This is a genomic window from Thiomicrorhabdus heinhorstiae, from assembly GCF_013391765.2.
Lineage (GTDB): Bacteria > Pseudomonadota > Gammaproteobacteria > Thiomicrospirales > Thiomicrospiraceae > Thiomicrorhabdus > Thiomicrorhabdus heinhorstiae.
On sequence record NZ_JACBGI020000014.1, the window covers coordinates 1 to 14,603 of the forward strand.

Below are 14,603 nucleotides of genomic sequence, written 5' to 3' on the forward strand. Positions count from 1 at the left end.
TTTTTATATAGTCGCTTTCTGCAAAAAACTTTAGTGATTTCAGGCGCGGTGTGGATAGTTGCTTGAATACGAAAAAGCATAGAGAAACAGACTTAGCGCTTAAATTAAAAACCGCCACAGAACAGGCGGTTTTTTTGTATTAACAGATCGGCTGAATATTAACGGCGGCCGGCAGCGCTGCTGCGTGGCGTCATCATTCCGCCGCCAAAGCTGTCGCGCGGCATGGTCATTGACCCTTGCGGTCTTTGCGGCAGAGCGTTTTGGCTCTGTTTATTTTTCTCGCGTCCGCGGTACTCGATTTTCGCCTTGGAAGACAATCGATCTTCAAACAGTCGTTTAAATCCGCTTTGCACAACATAGCGCAATGCTTCAGGCACTTCCGGAGTCAGCTGATTAAATCTCTGTTGTGACGGATTGAGATTTAAACGAGTCGCTTGCCAGCTACCGTCATTTTGCGGGATTGCATTGACGGCGATGAAGCTACCTCTTTCCAGCTGAATACCGGTGTCTTTCGGTGTATCCGCCTGCCAATAAACCCACTGACGGTTGATTTTAATGCGACCGTTTTGCACTTCCTCGATCCGTCCGGCCAGAGGATAGTAGATTTCTATTTCCCGAGTCATGGTGCGATCGTTTGCATCCAGTGTTTTCAGGATAACCTGTTGACCGAGCTTGAGCTGCAATGCCGTTTGCAGTTTCGAGCTTAGGGCGACATCTTGCGGATAGGCAATTTCGATATCGTTTACCCAGATACTGCCGAAGGCTTCTACGGTTCCGATAATACCGGTTCCGCCGAATCCGGAGCTGGAGTGTCCGACCTGATCCCATTCCGCATCCACGGCAGCGACCGCCATGGTTTTTCCGGTTCCACCGAATCCGGAGTTTTCGGCATAGTTCCGATCAATCGTCTGAGAGCTGGCGCAAGCGCCGAGAATCAGCAATAGGGAAGGGAGGATTAATACACGCAGCAGCGATTTCATTTATTCTCTTCCTGGGCCGAATTTTTCTCGAAGTAAATACCTAGATGGAAACCGCTGTTTGTCTCGGTTTCTTCTTCGCTGTTTTGCAATTGTCGGGCTTCCTGGTTGATTTCGCTTAATAGCTGCATCGACTTCTGCTTAGCGAGTATTTCCAGCGTTTCGACCGATTGTTGGGAAAGTTGGTGGTAATAAACCGCTCGTTCGAACTGTGGATCGCTGACCGCTTTCAGGTTATGTGCGACCACATTAAGATGCGCTCCGATGTTCTTACCGGCAAAAAACAGCTTTTCCGCCTCATCATGACGCGGAACAAATCCTGCACTGTTGAGATGGACAAAATCTTCGCTATCCACAAAGACCATTTCCTGGTTTAGCCAGTCATCAAGAATTGAGCGGGGGTGTTTGTCTTTAGAGACACTGTAAACCAACGACTCGAACGAAGGTTCGGGGCCGTTTTTCGGTAGAGCCTTCGGGGTATGGTCGTCGTTTAAATAGATAGGGTCACCAAACCAAAGCGCCATCATCTCCGCGCTGATTCCGGCGCGAATTTCCGGCTGAGTGGCGGATTCTTCCACGCTTTCGCGCAGGCGCTTGACTTCCTTTCGATGCACACCGGTCAAAAGACTGATTCGACTGTCGGTCAAGCGTTTGTTTTCCAATTTAAAGTCCTTCTCCGCGACTTCTACATAGAGCTGTTTCAGGAGTTCGGTCAGCGCAGGGTAACCGATGCCCTTATGCAGAAGAAGTTTAACCAGCGGCAGCAACATGGCGCGTACCGCTTTGGCTAAGGAATTTTGTATATCGGAGGTGTTTTCGGACATCTTTCTGGATTGCTTAATGGTTAACGTTTAGAGCCTTTGAATTGAGAACCGCCACCGGTACCCATTCCACCTTGGCTGCCTTGGTAGCTGTGCGAATTATTATACTGGTTCTGGTACTGATACTGGTTCTTGATTTGCGACTGCTGTTTCACTTGATGTGTCCCAGGAGTGGCAAACATGTTCTGGTTCTGCAACTGTTGTTTGGTTTGTTGCTGGCTCTGTTGCTGCATTCGTGGGCCTTCGCTTTCCGCATGTACCGGTTGCATTGCTGCGAATAAAATGGCAAGAGGAAGTGTGATTTTAGCTAAAGATTTCATATCTTATGTTCTCCAGTTTTTATAAATCGCTTGTCGTAACACGAAAAGCCGGATTTTCGAAATGTCGAAACATCTCTGAAATGGCGGAATGCCAAATTCTAAATTTTTAAACTCACTTTCAGTTGAGGGCTGCCCGTCATGCTAGACGTGATTCTCGGTTGCTGCCCAACTTCAGCTTTCAATTGCAGCGTACCGATATTGCTATGAGCGCTGCTCCAATGACTAAGTTCCGACTCTCCACAGCCCTGCAAACCTAAAAGGGTGATAGCGCTAAGAGAAAGGGCACGGAAAAAAGGTTTCATTCTTTTGATTCTCTATTTAAATGTGATTTTTTTACATTTAAGTCTTGATGCTCATTTTACGCCTTACCGATTGTTTGTCAAATCAAAATGTAAAAAAAGCACATTTATTTTTAAAAGTGTTCGATTTCAAAGGAGCTTTGGCATAGTGAATAGATTGCGGGTCGCGTAAAATAGGCGGCAATTAATTTGTACATAAATCTGCAAACATGAAACCAGTTCAATGACGGCGACTTCCTCTCTACCGATTCAAGCTGTAATTCCCGAGCTTTTGCAAAGTCTGCAATCCTCTGCGCAAGTGATCCTGCAAGCCGAACCCGGAGCGGGGAAATCGACGCGGGTTCCGCTGGAAATTCTGGCTTCGGATCAGTTTGCCGGTCAGAAAATTCTCATGCTGGAACCACGGCGTCTGGCGGTAAAGAATCTTGCCAACTATCTGGCTTCCTGTCTGGGAGAAAAAGCGGGAGAGACGGTCGGTTACCATTTACGTAACGAGCGTAAAGCCGGCGATAAGACACGTTTACTGATTGTTACCGAAGGGATTCTGACGCGTTATATTCAAACCGATCCGGAGTTGAGTGATTATGCGCTGGTGATTTTTGACGAGTTTCACGAGCGCTCGATTCATGCCGATTTGGGACTGACGCTATTATTGGATATTCAGGAAGCTTTGCGCGAAGATTTAAGGTGCCTGATCATGTCTGCAACCTTGCAGCTCGAATCTTTGCAGGCTTTTCTGCCGCACGCTGCGGCACTATTTTGTCCGGGACGAACTTATCCGGTTGAAGTGCACTATCGGGACCAGCCGTTGACGGTTGTATTGAAAGAAGCCTTGCAAACCGTTCAGGGTGACCAGTTTGACGATATCCTGATCTTTCTGCCCGGAGTGCGTGAGATTCAGGAGGCGATGGAATCCTGTCGGGAAAATGTTTCCGGCGACTGGCTGGCTTTGCCGTTACATGGTCAATTACCGCCGGAAGAACAGGAAAAAGTTTTTCAACCGTCGCAACAAACCAAGGTGATTTTCTCGACCAATATTGCCGAAACCTCGCTGACGATCGAAGGAATCGGCGCCGTTATCGATAGCGGACGAATGAAGGCGATGGAATACGATCCAAGCTCGGCCATGACCCGTTTGCAGACGAGATGGATTTCGCAGGCTTCGGCCATTCAACGCTCCGGACGGGCAGGTCGATTGCAGGCGGGTATCTGTTATCGGCTGTGGAGCGAATCCCGGCAGAACAGTCTGGCTGCACAGGATAAGGAAGAAATCCTGCAAGCCGATCTGACTTCTCTATGTATGGAGTTGGCATTGTGGGGCGTTAAAAATCCGCATGAACTGCGTTGGCTGACACCGCCTCCTCAGGCACATTTTGCCGCAGCGAAAGAGCTGTTAAGCGAATTGGGGCTGTTGGACGAGCAGGGCAGCTTAAGTGAAGACGGTCAGCAAGCCATGCAGATGGGGATTGAACCGCGTCTGGCAAAAATGCTGTTACAGGCGCAACGCATAGGCAAAGGTGAATTGGGCTGCGATCTGGCGGCCTGTCTTTCGGAGCGGGATTTTCTGATCGATGCCGATTCGGTCGATATTACTGTACGTTTGCAGGCGTTGCAGGATTTTCTGCTCAACGGCCATAAAGGCATTAAAGGGGTTAAAGTCCGTTTTTCGGTCTTGCAGAATGTTGTGAAATTGCGTCGACGTTTGCGGGTCTTGTTGAAACTGAATAAAGATAACAGGGAGCGTCATGTCGAGTATGCATCCGCCGGTTTACTGCTGGCGTTTGCCTATCCTGACCGAATTGCCAAACAGCGTGATCAGCGCAGCGGCGAATATCGGATGAGTAACGGCAAGTCGTGCAATCTGAGCGAAGCGGATTCCTTACGTACCGAAAGCTATTTGACCATTGCCGATCTGAATGGTGACCGCCGTTCCGGTCGGGTTTTTCTGGCTGCGGCAGTGGATGAATCTGAGTTGCTGGATTATTTTCCGCTGCGTAGTGAAGCTGTTTATCGCTATCTGCCGAAAGAGCGTCGTCTGCAGGCACGGAAAACTACGTTATTGGGGAAATTAGTCATTCAGGAAAAGCCGCTTGAAAGAATTGACGAAGCCGCCCTGAAACACTGTTTAATGCAAGCGGTGAGTGAAGATTTGACGCTGTTGCCCTGGAATAAGCGCAGCGAGAATCTGATTGACAGGGTGCAGTGGCTGGCACAATTCAGTGGCTATGAGGCTTTGACAAGATTTTCCAAACTAAATCTCAGCAAGACGCTAGAGGATTGGTTGGAACCTTTCTGGAATCACGTTGCTTCGGTGGCGGATCTGCAAAAGATCGAGCTGTTTAATGCGCTGTATTACAGCATGAGCAGTGAAGAGCAGCAAGGATTGCAAAAAGGCGCGCCGGAAAACTACTCGGCACCGAATGGCAAAGCCTATCCGATTACCTATTCCGGAGAATTGGCCAAGGTTTCTTTGCCGCTGCAGGCATTATTTGGGGAAACCGCTTCACCGAAACTGGCAGGTGGGCAAACGGTCTTGGCGTTTGAGCTCTTATCTCCGGCGGCACGGCCGATTCAGATTACCTCTGATTTAGCCTATTTCTGGGATAACAGCTACAAAGATGTCGCCAAGGAGATGCGTGGCCGCTATCCGAAACACCGCTGGCCGGACAATCCGTTGGAAGAAAAGGCTGGCAGTTCGATTAAAAGAAAGTGATTTTCAAAGCCTGAAAGCAGGCTATCTTGTCGTAAATGAAAAAGCCACTTTCCCCCAATTGAAGAAAGTGGCTTTTTTGTTTTTTGAAGACTGTAAAAATTTTGATTGGATTACAGTGTTTTCATCACTTTACGAGCGGCTTCGATGGTTGCGGCAATGTCTTCGTCGCTGTGCTGACTGGAGACGAAGCCGGCTTCGAAAGCGGAAGGTGCCAGGTAGACACCTTCTTCAAGCATACCGTGGTAAAACTTCTTAAAGCGTTCCATATCGCCTTTGGCGACCTGCGCGAAGCGACGGATGTGTTTTTCCTCGTTAAAGAAGTAACCGAACATTCCTCCGACCTGATTGGTGGTGAATGGAATCCCTGCCTCGTCGGCAGCGGCCTGGAAGCCTTGCATCAAAGCGGCGGCTTTTTGATCCAGGTTTTCATAGAAGCCCGGTTCTTGAATCAGTTGCAGCGTTTTTAGACCGGCAGCCATCGCCAGAGGGTTACCCGACAATGTACCGGCTTGATAAACCGGGCCAAGCGGTGCAATGTGATTCATGATTTCACGTTTACCGCCGAAGGCACCGACCGGCATGCCGCCGCCGATGACCTTACCGAAAGTGGTCAAGTCAGGAGTAATGCCGTAACGACCTTGCGCTCCGTCCAGACCGACGCGGAAACCGCACATGACTTCGTCGAAAATCAAAACCGCGCCGGATTGATCACAGACTTCGCGCAGGGTTTCCAAAAAGCCTTCTTCAGGCGGAATGCAGTTCATGTTTCCGGCAACCGGTTCAACGATAATACAGGCGATCTGATCGCCGATTTCGGAGAAGACCTGACGGACTTCCGCGCTGTCATTGTGTGTCAGAGTAATGGTCTCTTTAGCCAATCCTTCCGGTACACCCGGAGAAGACGGCACACCAAGCGTCAATGCGCCGGAACCGGCTTTTACCAGCAGTGAGTCGGAATGACCGTGGTAGCAACCTTCGAATTTAACGATCTTGTCACGTCCGGTGTAGCCTCGCGCCAGGCGGATAGCGGTCATGGTCGCTTCGGTTCCCGAGCTGACCATTCGTACCATTTCCATAGATGGGATAAGTTGACAGACCAGATCGGCCATAGTGGTTTCGATTTCAGTCGGAGCGCCGAAACTCAGACCCATAGTGGCTTGTTTTTGAACGACTTCAACGACTTCCGGGTGGGCGTGACCAAGAATGGCCGGACCCCATGAGGCAACGTAATCGATGTATTGACGGTCGTCGGCATCGGTCAGGTAAGCGCCTTTGGCCGCTTTGAAAAAGACCGGATCGCCGCCGACGCCTTTAAATGCACGAACCGGCGAGTTTACGCCGCCGGGAATGTGAATTTGCGCGGCTTCAAATAGATCGTGTGATTTGCTCATGGAGTGTCCTTTAATGTGAATCGGATCAACCGTTTAAATAAAAATGCTGAAAAAGTGCCAATGAAAAAAGCGCTAATTTAAAGTGCCAAATATTATACCGTGAATCGACTCTGAATTTGTCGGCTTGCCCGGGTAATATCCGCTTGTGCGAAAACGCCTTGAATGACCGCCAGAGAATCTGCGCCTGCGTCGATCAGAGGTTGAGCGTTGTTCCCGTCAATACCTCCGATGGCGACCAAAGGGATTTTAAGCTGCTGCCTGGCATTTACCAGTGTTTGAATTTCGGCTTGCGGGGCGTTCGGCTTGGTTTTGGACGGATAAAAACGTCCGAAAGCGACATAATCGGCGCCGAGGGCCTGCATCTGCAAAGCACGCTCGATACTGTTGTAACAGGAGATACCAATCAGCGCTTGCGGACCGAGACGGCGGCGAGCTTCACTAATGGCAGAGTCGTCTTTGCCGAGATGAATGCCGTCTGCAAGACAACTCACGGCCAAATCGATGTCATCGTTGATGATGAGAACAGCGTTATAGCGATCGCACAAGGTGCGCAGAGCCTTGGCTTGTTGCCGGCGTAATTCGGGAGAGAGTACCTTGTCGCGGTATTGCAGTATGCGAGCTCCGCCCTGCAACGCCTGTTCGACATGATTTTGTAATTCGTCGGGGGCTGAGAGGGCGGAGTCGGTAATGACGTAGAGTCCTTTGATGCTTTTGGGGTTCAAAGCGACGCCTTGTTTATAGCTGCGGGCTCATGCGTTTAATCCGTTCGGCAACTTGTTCGAACTGTAGTTCGCCGACGATCTGGTAAACGATACGGCCGTTCGGTGCGATCAGGAAGCTGGTTGGAGTCAGCAAAACGTCACCGAATGCTTTGGCCAGTTTACCGTCGCTATCCATCACGAAAGTAAACGGATAAGGATTGTTGGCAATGAATTTCTCAACCTGCTCTTTCGGATCGTATTGCATCGAGATGGCAACCAGTTCGAAACGGTCTCCCAAAGCCTGTTTCATCTTGGCCATTTCCGGCATCTCTTTAATGCAGCCAGGGCAAGAGGTCGCCCAGAAATTGACCAGAACCGGTTTTAGCGGCTTGTCTAACTGAATGGTTTGTCCTTGGCTGGTTTTGACACTGACGCTAGGCGCCTGGCCGAGTCCGTCGGAGAAAACCGTTAAGTAGAGCAGCGTTCCGAGAAGTCCGATAATGAAAACGGTAAAAATCTTACTGCCGATATTTTGCATGGCGAACGACCTTAGAATCAAAGTGATGAAAACAAAGCCGGATAGAATGTATCCGGCTCTAGGTTTGCGTGCTTAAATCTGGGATTAAGCGGTAATGGTTTCAACGCCGTTCGCGGTTCCGCATAGGAAAACGTCCGCATTACGGGCAGCAAACAGACCGTTAGTCACCACGCCGACGATGCTGTTCAGTTCGTTTTCCATCGCAACCGGGTCAACGATCTGCAAACCGTGAATGTCCAGAATGACGTTGCCGTTATCGGTTGTGAAACCGTCGCGAAGAACCGGTTCGCCGCCGAAACGTTTAACGATTTCACGTGCCACATAGCTGCGCGCCATTGGAATCACTTCAACCGGAAGCGGGAATTTGCCTAGTACATCGACTTTTTTGCTGTCGTCGGCGATACAAACGAATTTGTCGGCAACCGCTAGAACGATTTTTTCACGCGTCAGAGCGCCGCCGCCGCCTTTAACCAGGTGAAGACCCGGATCGGCTTCATCGGCACCGTCGATATAAACGGAAATTTCGGCCACACTGTTCAGGTCGAAAACCGGAATGCCGTGTGATTTCAAACGTTCGGCTGTTGCTTCCGAGCTGGCGACAGTTCCTTGGATTTGGCCTTTGATTTTTGCCAGTTCATCGATGAAAAAGTTGGCGGTTGAGCCGGTTCCTACGCCGATAATGGTGTCTGGAACCACATATTCGATCGCAGCTTGCGCAACTTTTTGTTTTAGTTCGTCTTGTGTCATCGGTAAACCTCTTCTTCTTATTAAATTTTTTCGCAAATAACCGGAAATTTTACTGAAATGCCAAAGGATTGTATAGCTTAAGCAACGGCTATTTTGGAAACTTTTGTGAAACTTTGCATGACCCGAATCGCATAAACTGAATTATTGCATCGGGTTTGCCTGTGTCCCACTGCCGAATTCAAAAAAGGCGCTGCCGATTAAAGCAACGCCTGTTCCTGTTCTAAATGAACTTATTGCGGCATCGGAGCCGAATGCTTCATCATCGGCGGTGGTGCAACTTCCGGAACTTCTTCGTATAGTTTCGGTGGCATCGAACCTTCTGTCCGTTCATAAGCAGCGACGACCATTCCTGACTGGGTTACGTAATACATGTCAGGGTAGACGTGTACGACTTTGAATACCATCGGACGCAGTTGTCTGCCTTGCTCGGCAAGCGGTTTACCGCGGGACATATACATGCCGCACATCGTCATGCTTGGTTCGACTTGATGTTTCGGAACCAACTTATGGTCTTTTTCGCTCAACTGTGCGCGCAGATTCAACTCTTTCAAGTATTTGCCGCGATCGGCATCGTTATCAAGACCATAGTACTCGACGCAAAGATCCAAAGTGCGTTTTTGAGCCATTTCAGGATTACGGTCTTGCGCAGCAGCGGTAAAGGTTTGAGCCGACAATAGGGCGCCCACGATTAGACCGAGAGTATATTTTGTTGTTTTCGTTGTCGCTTTCATAACGTCTCTCTTTTTTATTAATATGCTTCACCGATTTTGGCCGGTGAAGGTATTTTTTGAACACAGCATTTTAACAAGCTTTTCTTCACCGATTAGCAAAAAAATCTAATCGAATCGATAGTCGGTATCTTTTTGGATCAGATTAAAAATGCTGTAAATTCAAATTCTTGTCTGCATCAAATGCAAGTCGGGAAGTCAGGCGTTTATTGCGCGCCGCCACACTTCATTTGACCTCCGCACTTCATTTGACCGCCACATTTCATCTGAGCACCGCATTTCATCATGCGTTTGACGGATTTCACCGGCATAGTAACGGTCTTACGGCTGCCGTCGGCAAATTCCAGTTCGACCTGAACTTCGTTGCCGGCTTTAAGCGCTTCAACCGGTTGAATCAACATGATGTGTAATCCGCCCGGTTGCAGAACGGTTTCGCCATGCGCAGGGATTTCAATGAATGGAATTTGACGCATGCGCATTACACCACCGTCGTTGGTATGGGTATGCAGTTCAACCGTCTGTGCCGCTTTTGAATGGGCATTAACCAATTTGATGTCCTGACCGCTTAGATTCTTCAATGTCATAAAACTGGCGCTGGCAGGTGCTCCCGGAGGGATTTCTCGTGCGAACGGGTTGCTGACCTGAATTTCTTCGGCCTGGCTGGCCATGGCCGAAAAAGAAGCCAAAGCTGCTCCGGCTGAGAGTGCCAGAATGGCAGCGGCTTTGCGTAAAAAGTTAAAAGAGATCATGGAATATCCTTTTGATATTGTTCGATAGCATTAATAAATTGCTGCGGCGAAGTGGCGTGCGGCAGCTGAGTCTGTAATTTGCCGTTTGCATCGACAACATAAGTGAATGCCGAGTGGTCGACCGCATAGTTTTCCGGGTTGCGATCATCCTCGACCTTGGCATAAACCACGCCGTAACGACGAGCAATTTCTGCAATGGTCTGCGGATCACCGGTTAAACCGACGATATTCGATTCGAAGTAATCGGCATACTGTTGTAGTCTTTTCGGTGTATCTCTGTGTGGATCGACCGAAACAAACAGGATTTGCAGCTTACGTTTCTGTTCATCGCTCAGTTGGTGATAAGCGACTGACAGATTGCCCAGATTGGTCGGACAGATGTCGGGACAGAAGGTATAACCGAAATAGATCAATACCAGCTTGCCGCGGTAGTCGCTCAACTTATGAGAGCCGTCGGCGGCTTGCAAAGTGAAGTCGCCACCTTGCGGTTTTTCCGAGGTGACGATCGGCATTTTGTGAGTGCTGTTTTGCGAACCGGGCCAAAAAACAATTGTGGCACCGATAGCCAAAGCCAGCAGAACATAGATAAGTGTTCGTAATTTCATGGTAAGGAGTGCTCCTTAATTTTTGTGTTTCCGGAGCTCCTTTAAGAGAAACCGATAAACACAAGCCGCGCAAAATGCGCGGCCGGTTTAGATTAGAACTTCACATTCAATCTTGCCCACAGAGTGCGGCCTGGTTCGTAAACCTTGTAGGTGTTACCGGAAGTGACGTCTACGCGGTTCAGATAGTTTTCATAAGCGTGGTCAAGCGCATTGTCGACACCGCCGGATAGAGTTGTCTGTTTGTTCAGACGGTAGTTTCCGTACAGGTCAACCGTGCTCCAGGCAGCGGTTTGCAGCTCGCCGTACTCGGAGTTGACTTCGGTTTGCTCGGTTGCGAAGTTGAAACGGCTTCCTGCATCCCAGTTACCGCCGTGCATTTCTGCATAAAGACTACCGCTAAGAGGGGCGATATTCGATAGGTTACGACCATCGGTTAAGTTACGGCCTTTGGTTAGAGACGCTTGCGCTCCCAAAGTCCAGATATTGCTTGGTCTCCATTGAGTGCTGGCTTCCAAACCGTAGATTTCCGCATCAATGTTGACATAGATTGAGCTACTGTCGGTTTTGTTGCTTTCAGTTTGGTTTTTGGCCAAGTCTCTCAGGATGTAGTTGTTGGCGCGGTCATAGTATGCATTCACCGACCAGTTGTAATTTCCTGCATGTTGGCTTAAACCGATATCAAACTGATTGTGTTCTTCCGGTTTCAGGTTCGGGTTACCGATCCATGACATGCTGCCGCCCTTAGCGATGAACAGTTCCGTTGCGTCAGGATAGCGGTAGGTGCGGCTTAAACCGGCAAAGGCTTTCAGATTGCCGTCGTATTCACGCTCATAACGCAGCAAGGCATTCAGATTGTCGCTTGTATTGCGAGTTTCACCTGCATAGGTTGCGTAAGTAGAGTAAAGCTGTTGAGCGGACATTCCACCGGCACCGGCAATGTCGGCCGTTTGTGCATTGGCTTCAAAGACGTCATAACGCAAGCCCATAATGACTTTTTGACGGTCTTTAAAGAAGGATGTCGCTTCGACAAAAGCGCTTTTGGTGACGCTTTCCACTTCCGGCCACATATAGAAAGTCGCCGCGCCACTGTTCATATTGTATAGAGTAGCGGACTTATCGACGTTTTCGACCTGTAGACCGTAATCCAGACGGGTGTGCCCGACCTGGCTGGTCAGTTTTAGTTTTGCACCGCGAGTTTGTACGCTGCTGCGGGTTTCCATCGGCATTCCGGTAGCCGGCAGGGTACGCAATTCGAAGTTGTTCATCACATGATCGACGTCGGAATAATACAGGTCAAAGTTCAGTTCCTGAATGTCGTCGTTGACCTTGGTGTTGCGGTATTGCAGACGGGTGGTATCGCCGTCGGAAAGTGGTGCATCCATACTGGCGCCTTGGAAAAGCGCATCTTCTACGACGCTGCGCTCGTAAGAAAATTTCAGTTCCTGGTGATCGTCTGGCGTCCAGCCAAGATCGACATGACCCTGTTGGCTTTCGTAACTGGAGTTAACCGTATCGCCGTTACCGTCGGTATAGCTTTCAGCGGATTTTCTTGAACCTTGTAATACGATATACCCCTGATCGCCGCCGGCTGCAACGGTGGCATTCAAATCTTTGCGCAGACCGTTCGAGCTGGTGCCCAGATTGATTTCACCTTCATAAGGTTTTCCTTCAGTGAAAGTCGGAGCGCTGCGCTCAAAGAGCACCGTTCCACCGGTTCCGCCGCTGCCTTCGGTGACAGTTTGCACGCCGCGGATAACGGTGATCTGATCATAGCTGCTGATTTCGGTATAAGCGGTCGGCGGGTCCATGCGATTTGGACAGCCACCTTCGATTTTGGCGCCATCCAATAGAACGTTAAGTTGCGAGGTTTTTTGGCCGCGAATGAATAGATCGACACCATGACCACCCATTCGAGATGCATCGACACCTTCCATTTGACGCATGGCGCTGCCGGTTTCGGAGTTGCTGCTGTTTAGAACTTCTTTAGCTGGGACGGTTTGCGTATTGGTTTTATCTGCTTGCTCCTGAACTTCGACAGGTTGCAGCTGAGTTTCATCAGCCATTACCGGTAGGCTTAAGGCAGTTAGAAGCGCTAGGCTTAGGGGTTTTCGTATAAACATAAAAAGAGAAACCTTTAAATAAGAATGATTTTGTTATTGTTTTTTTAAGTCATTTTTTTATTTAAGGAGAGATGCCCAAACACTCGCTTAAATATTTGATAGAGAATCGGCGCTATTTTAAATAAGAAATGGCTAATGAGTATTGAAAATAGTATGAGTGATGCTTTTTTTGTATGGATGTAATCTTGAGCAATTATTAAGGAAAGCTTAAGAGGGTGGTTTTGACGTTAAATCTACCGGTCGGATTCTTAGCCCGCAATCTCTCGGTGTTTGCAAGTCGCGATGTTATACTATGGCGGTTTTTAAATTCCAAGATTGAAGTCGTTAGGAGCCTCATGCCCGCAGAGATTTTACGCAGAGTCTTGACCGTCCCCGTTTACGACGTGGCTCAAGAGACCCCACTCGAAAAAGCACCGCTGTTATCGGAGCGTTTGAATAATCATGTCTGGTTAAAACGTGAAGATTTGCAGCCGGTGTTTTCTTTTAAATTGCGTGGCGCCTATAACCGGATGATTCGCCTTAGCGACGAGCAAAAGCGTGCCGGGGTGATCGCCGCTTCAGCCGGAAATCATGCGCAGGGTGTTGCCTTGTCGGCATCGAGAATGGGTGTGGAAGCGACGATTGTTATGCCGACCACGACACCGCCGATTAAGGTCAATGCGGTAGAACGTCTTGGTGGAAAAGTGGTTTTGCACGGCGATTCTTACGACGAGGCTTCGCGGTATGCCAAAGCTCTGGTCGAAGAGTGCGGGCTGACTTTTATTCATCCTTATGACGACCTGGATGTGATTGCTGGACAGGGAACCATTGCTCTCGAGCTGCTGCGCCAGCAGAGCAAACCGCTGGATGTCATTTTTGTTGCCGTAGGTGGCGGAGGTTTGATTGCCGGAATCTCGGCGGTGATTAAGCAGGTTTCTCCGAATACGAAAGTCGTCGGTGTTGAACCGGATGATGCGGCTTGTTTGACAGAAGCTCTGAAAGCCGGAGAAAGAGTGATTTTACCGCAGGTTGGACTGTTTGCCGATGGAGTAGCCGTGGCACAGGTCGGTGAAATTCCGTTCCGTATCGCTCGAGAGTGCGTTGACGAAATGATCACGGTTTCGACCGATGAAATCTGTGCATCGGTTAAGGATATTTTCGAAGATACCCGGGCGATTGCTGAGCCTGCCGGGGCGGTAGCCTTGGCAGGAATGAAAAAATATGTTGAGGAGCAAGCTATCAGTGGCCAAAACATGGCGGCGATTGTCAGCGGTGCGAATATGAATTTTGATCGTTTGCGACATATTTCCGAGCGAACTGAGATCGGTGAAAAACGCGAAGCGATTTTTGCGGTCACTATTGATGAAGTACCGGGCAGTTTCAAGGCGTTTTGCGAATTGGTTGGAACGCGTGCCATTACCGAGTTTAATTATCGCTATTCGGATGCCAACAAGGCAGTGGTGTTTGTCGGTTTAAGAACCGACGGCGGTAATAGCGAAAGACGTAAAATTCTCTCAGAGCTGCATGCTCAGGGCTTGCCGGTCGAGGATATGAGTGAAAACGAGATGGCAAAATTGCATCTGCGTCATATGGTCGGCGGCCATGCCAGTGGTATTTCCAATGAATTACTCTATCGCTTCGAATTTCCGGAAAGACCGGGGGCCTTATTGAAGTTCCTGACGCATATGAGCGAGGAGTGGAATATCTCTTTGTTCCATTATCGTAATCATGGCGCGGCCTTCGGTCGTGTACTGGTGGGTGTTCAGGTACCGCCGGAGCAGCACGGGGACTTTGAAAACTATTTGCAGTCTCTGGGTTATCCGTATGTTAATGAACAGGAAAATGCTGGTTACAGATTGTTTTTACGTCCGACAGAATGACAGACTAAAGTAGCAAGTAACCTATAAAAAAGGCC

13 protein-coding genes are annotated in these 14,603 nt (G+C 49.1%); 2 read left to right on the forward strand and 11 right to left on the reverse strand.

The features are described 5' to 3' along the window. Positions 1-158 precede the first annotated feature (158 nt). The 3 genes from H8792_RS07795 to H8792_RS07805 are packed head-to-tail and all read right to left on the reverse strand — an operon-like array spanning position 159 to position 2,118. Positions 159-980: a DUF5666 domain-containing protein gene (locus H8792_RS07795; protein ID WP_185978387.1), complete on the reverse strand. Its 822-nt coding sequence runs from the start codon at positions 978-980 to the stop codon at positions 159-161. Continuing rightward, positions 977-1,801: a DUF6502 family protein gene (locus tag H8792_RS07800; RefSeq protein ID WP_185978388.1), complete on the reverse strand. Its 825-nt coding sequence runs from the start codon at positions 1,799-1,801 to the stop codon at positions 977-979. The genes H8792_RS07795 and H8792_RS07800 overlap by 4 nt, the downstream gene beginning before the upstream one ends. Before the next feature lie 20 nt (positions 1,802-1,821). Continuing rightward, positions 1,822-2,118, reverse strand: a complete 297-nt coding sequence (locus tag H8792_RS07805; RefSeq protein WP_185978389.1) for a hypothetical protein — start codon at positions 2,116-2,118, stop codon at positions 1,822-1,824. A 522-nt stretch (positions 2,119-2,640) separates the two neighbouring features. Between H8792_RS07805 and hrpB the strand changes: the two genes are divergently transcribed. Beyond that, positions 2,641-5,130, forward strand: coding sequence for an ATP-dependent helicase HrpB (gene hrpB / locus H8792_RS07810; RefSeq protein ID WP_185978390.1), 2,490 nt, complete (start codon positions 2,641-2,643; stop codon positions 5,128-5,130). 110 nt (positions 5,131-5,240) lie between these two features. Here the strand turns inward: hrpB and hemL are convergent, their stop codons facing one another. The 8 genes from hemL to H8792_RS07850 form a co-directional block, all read right to left on the reverse strand. Further along, positions 5,241-6,521: a glutamate-1-semialdehyde 2,1-aminomutase gene (hemL, locus tag H8792_RS07815; protein WP_185978391.1), complete on the reverse strand. Its 1,281-nt coding sequence runs from the start codon at positions 6,519-6,521 to the stop codon at positions 5,241-5,243. 92 nt (positions 6,522-6,613) lie between these two features. Then, positions 6,614-7,243: a thiamine phosphate synthase gene (gene thiE, locus H8792_RS07820; RefSeq protein ID WP_185978392.1), complete on the reverse strand. Its 630-nt coding sequence runs from the start codon at positions 7,241-7,243 to the stop codon at positions 6,614-6,616. 13 nt (positions 7,244-7,256) lie between these two features. Beyond that, positions 7,257-7,760, reverse strand: a complete 504-nt coding sequence (locus H8792_RS07825) for a peroxiredoxin family protein (protein WP_185978393.1) — start codon at positions 7,758-7,760, stop codon at positions 7,257-7,259. 84 nt (positions 7,761-7,844) lie between these two features. After that, positions 7,845-8,507: a ribose-5-phosphate isomerase RpiA gene (gene rpiA, locus H8792_RS07830; RefSeq protein ID WP_185978394.1), complete on the reverse strand. Its 663-nt coding sequence runs from the start codon at positions 8,505-8,507 to the stop codon at positions 7,845-7,847. Positions 8,508-8,737: 230 nt separating this feature from the next. Continuing rightward, the gene (locus tag H8792_RS07835) at positions 8,738-9,238 is read right to left on the reverse strand and encodes a hypothetical protein (protein WP_185978395.1); all 501 of its coding nucleotides are present in this window, start codon (positions 9,236-9,238) and stop codon (positions 8,738-8,740) included. A gap of 203 nt (positions 9,239-9,441) precedes the next feature. Next, positions 9,442-9,984, reverse strand: coding sequence for a copper chaperone PCu(A)C (locus H8792_RS07840; RefSeq protein WP_185978396.1), 543 nt, complete (start codon positions 9,982-9,984; stop codon positions 9,442-9,444). Next, a complete protein-coding gene (locus tag H8792_RS07845) occupies positions 9,981-10,589 on the reverse strand; it encodes an SCO family protein (RefSeq protein WP_185978397.1) in 609 nt (202 codons plus the stop codon). The genes H8792_RS07840 and H8792_RS07845 overlap by 4 nt, the downstream gene beginning before the upstream one ends. Positions 10,590-10,681: 92 nt before the next feature. Next, the gene (locus H8792_RS07850; protein ID WP_185978398.1) at positions 10,682-12,709 is read right to left on the reverse strand and encodes a TonB-dependent receptor domain-containing protein; all 2,028 of its coding nucleotides are present in this window, start codon (positions 12,707-12,709) and stop codon (positions 10,682-10,684) included. Between the two features lie 335 nt (positions 12,710-13,044). Here H8792_RS07850 and ilvA point away from each other — a divergent pair, with 335 nt between their 5' ends. After that, complete coding sequence (gene ilvA / locus H8792_RS07855; protein WP_185978399.1) at positions 13,045-14,568, forward strand: threonine ammonia-lyase, biosynthetic; 1,524 nt, start codon at positions 13,045-13,047, stop codon at positions 14,566-14,568. Positions 14,569-14,603: the final 35 nt, after the last annotated feature.

Coding starts and splice junctions, on each gene's coding strand:
- H8792_RS07800 (WP_185978388.1), bottom strand. CDS start 1,801: ATGTCCGAAAACACCTCCGATATACAAAATTCCTTAGCCAAAGCGGTA.
- ilvA (WP_185978399.1), top strand. CDS start 13,045: ATGCCCGCAGAGATTTTACGCAGAGTCTTGACCGTCCCCGTTTACGAC.
- H8792_RS07795 (WP_185978387.1), bottom strand. CDS start 980: ATGAAATCGCTGCTGCGTGTATTAATCCTCCCTTCCCTATTGCTGATT.
- hemL (WP_185978391.1), bottom strand. CDS start 6,521: ATGAGCAAATCACACGATCTATTTGAAGCCGCGCAAATTCACATTCCC.
- H8792_RS07840 (WP_185978396.1), bottom strand. CDS start 9,984: ATGATCTCTTTTAACTTTTTACGCAAAGCCGCTGCCATTCTGGCACTC.
- H8792_RS07850 (WP_185978398.1), bottom strand. CDS start 12,709: ATGTTTATACGAAAACCCCTAAGCCTAGCGCTTCTAACTGCCTTAAGC.
- H8792_RS07805 (WP_185978389.1), bottom strand. CDS start 2,118: ATGAAATCTTTAGCTAAAATCACACTTCCTCTTGCCATTTTATTCGCA.
- H8792_RS07835 (WP_185978395.1), bottom strand. CDS start 9,238: ATGAAAGCGACAACGAAAACAACAAAATATACTCTCGGTCTAATCGTG.
- H8792_RS07845 (WP_185978397.1), bottom strand. CDS start 10,589: ATGAAATTACGAACACTTATCTATGTTCTGCTGGCTTTGGCTATCGGT.
- H8792_RS07825 (WP_185978393.1), bottom strand. CDS start 7,760: ATGCAAAATATCGGCAGTAAGATTTTTACCGTTTTCATTATCGGACTT.
- hrpB (WP_185978390.1), top strand. CDS start 2,641: ATGACGGCGACTTCCTCTCTACCGATTCAAGCTGTAATTCCCGAGCTT.
- rpiA (WP_185978394.1), bottom strand. CDS start 8,507: ATGACACAAGACGAACTAAAACAAAAAGTTGCGCAAGCTGCGATCGAA.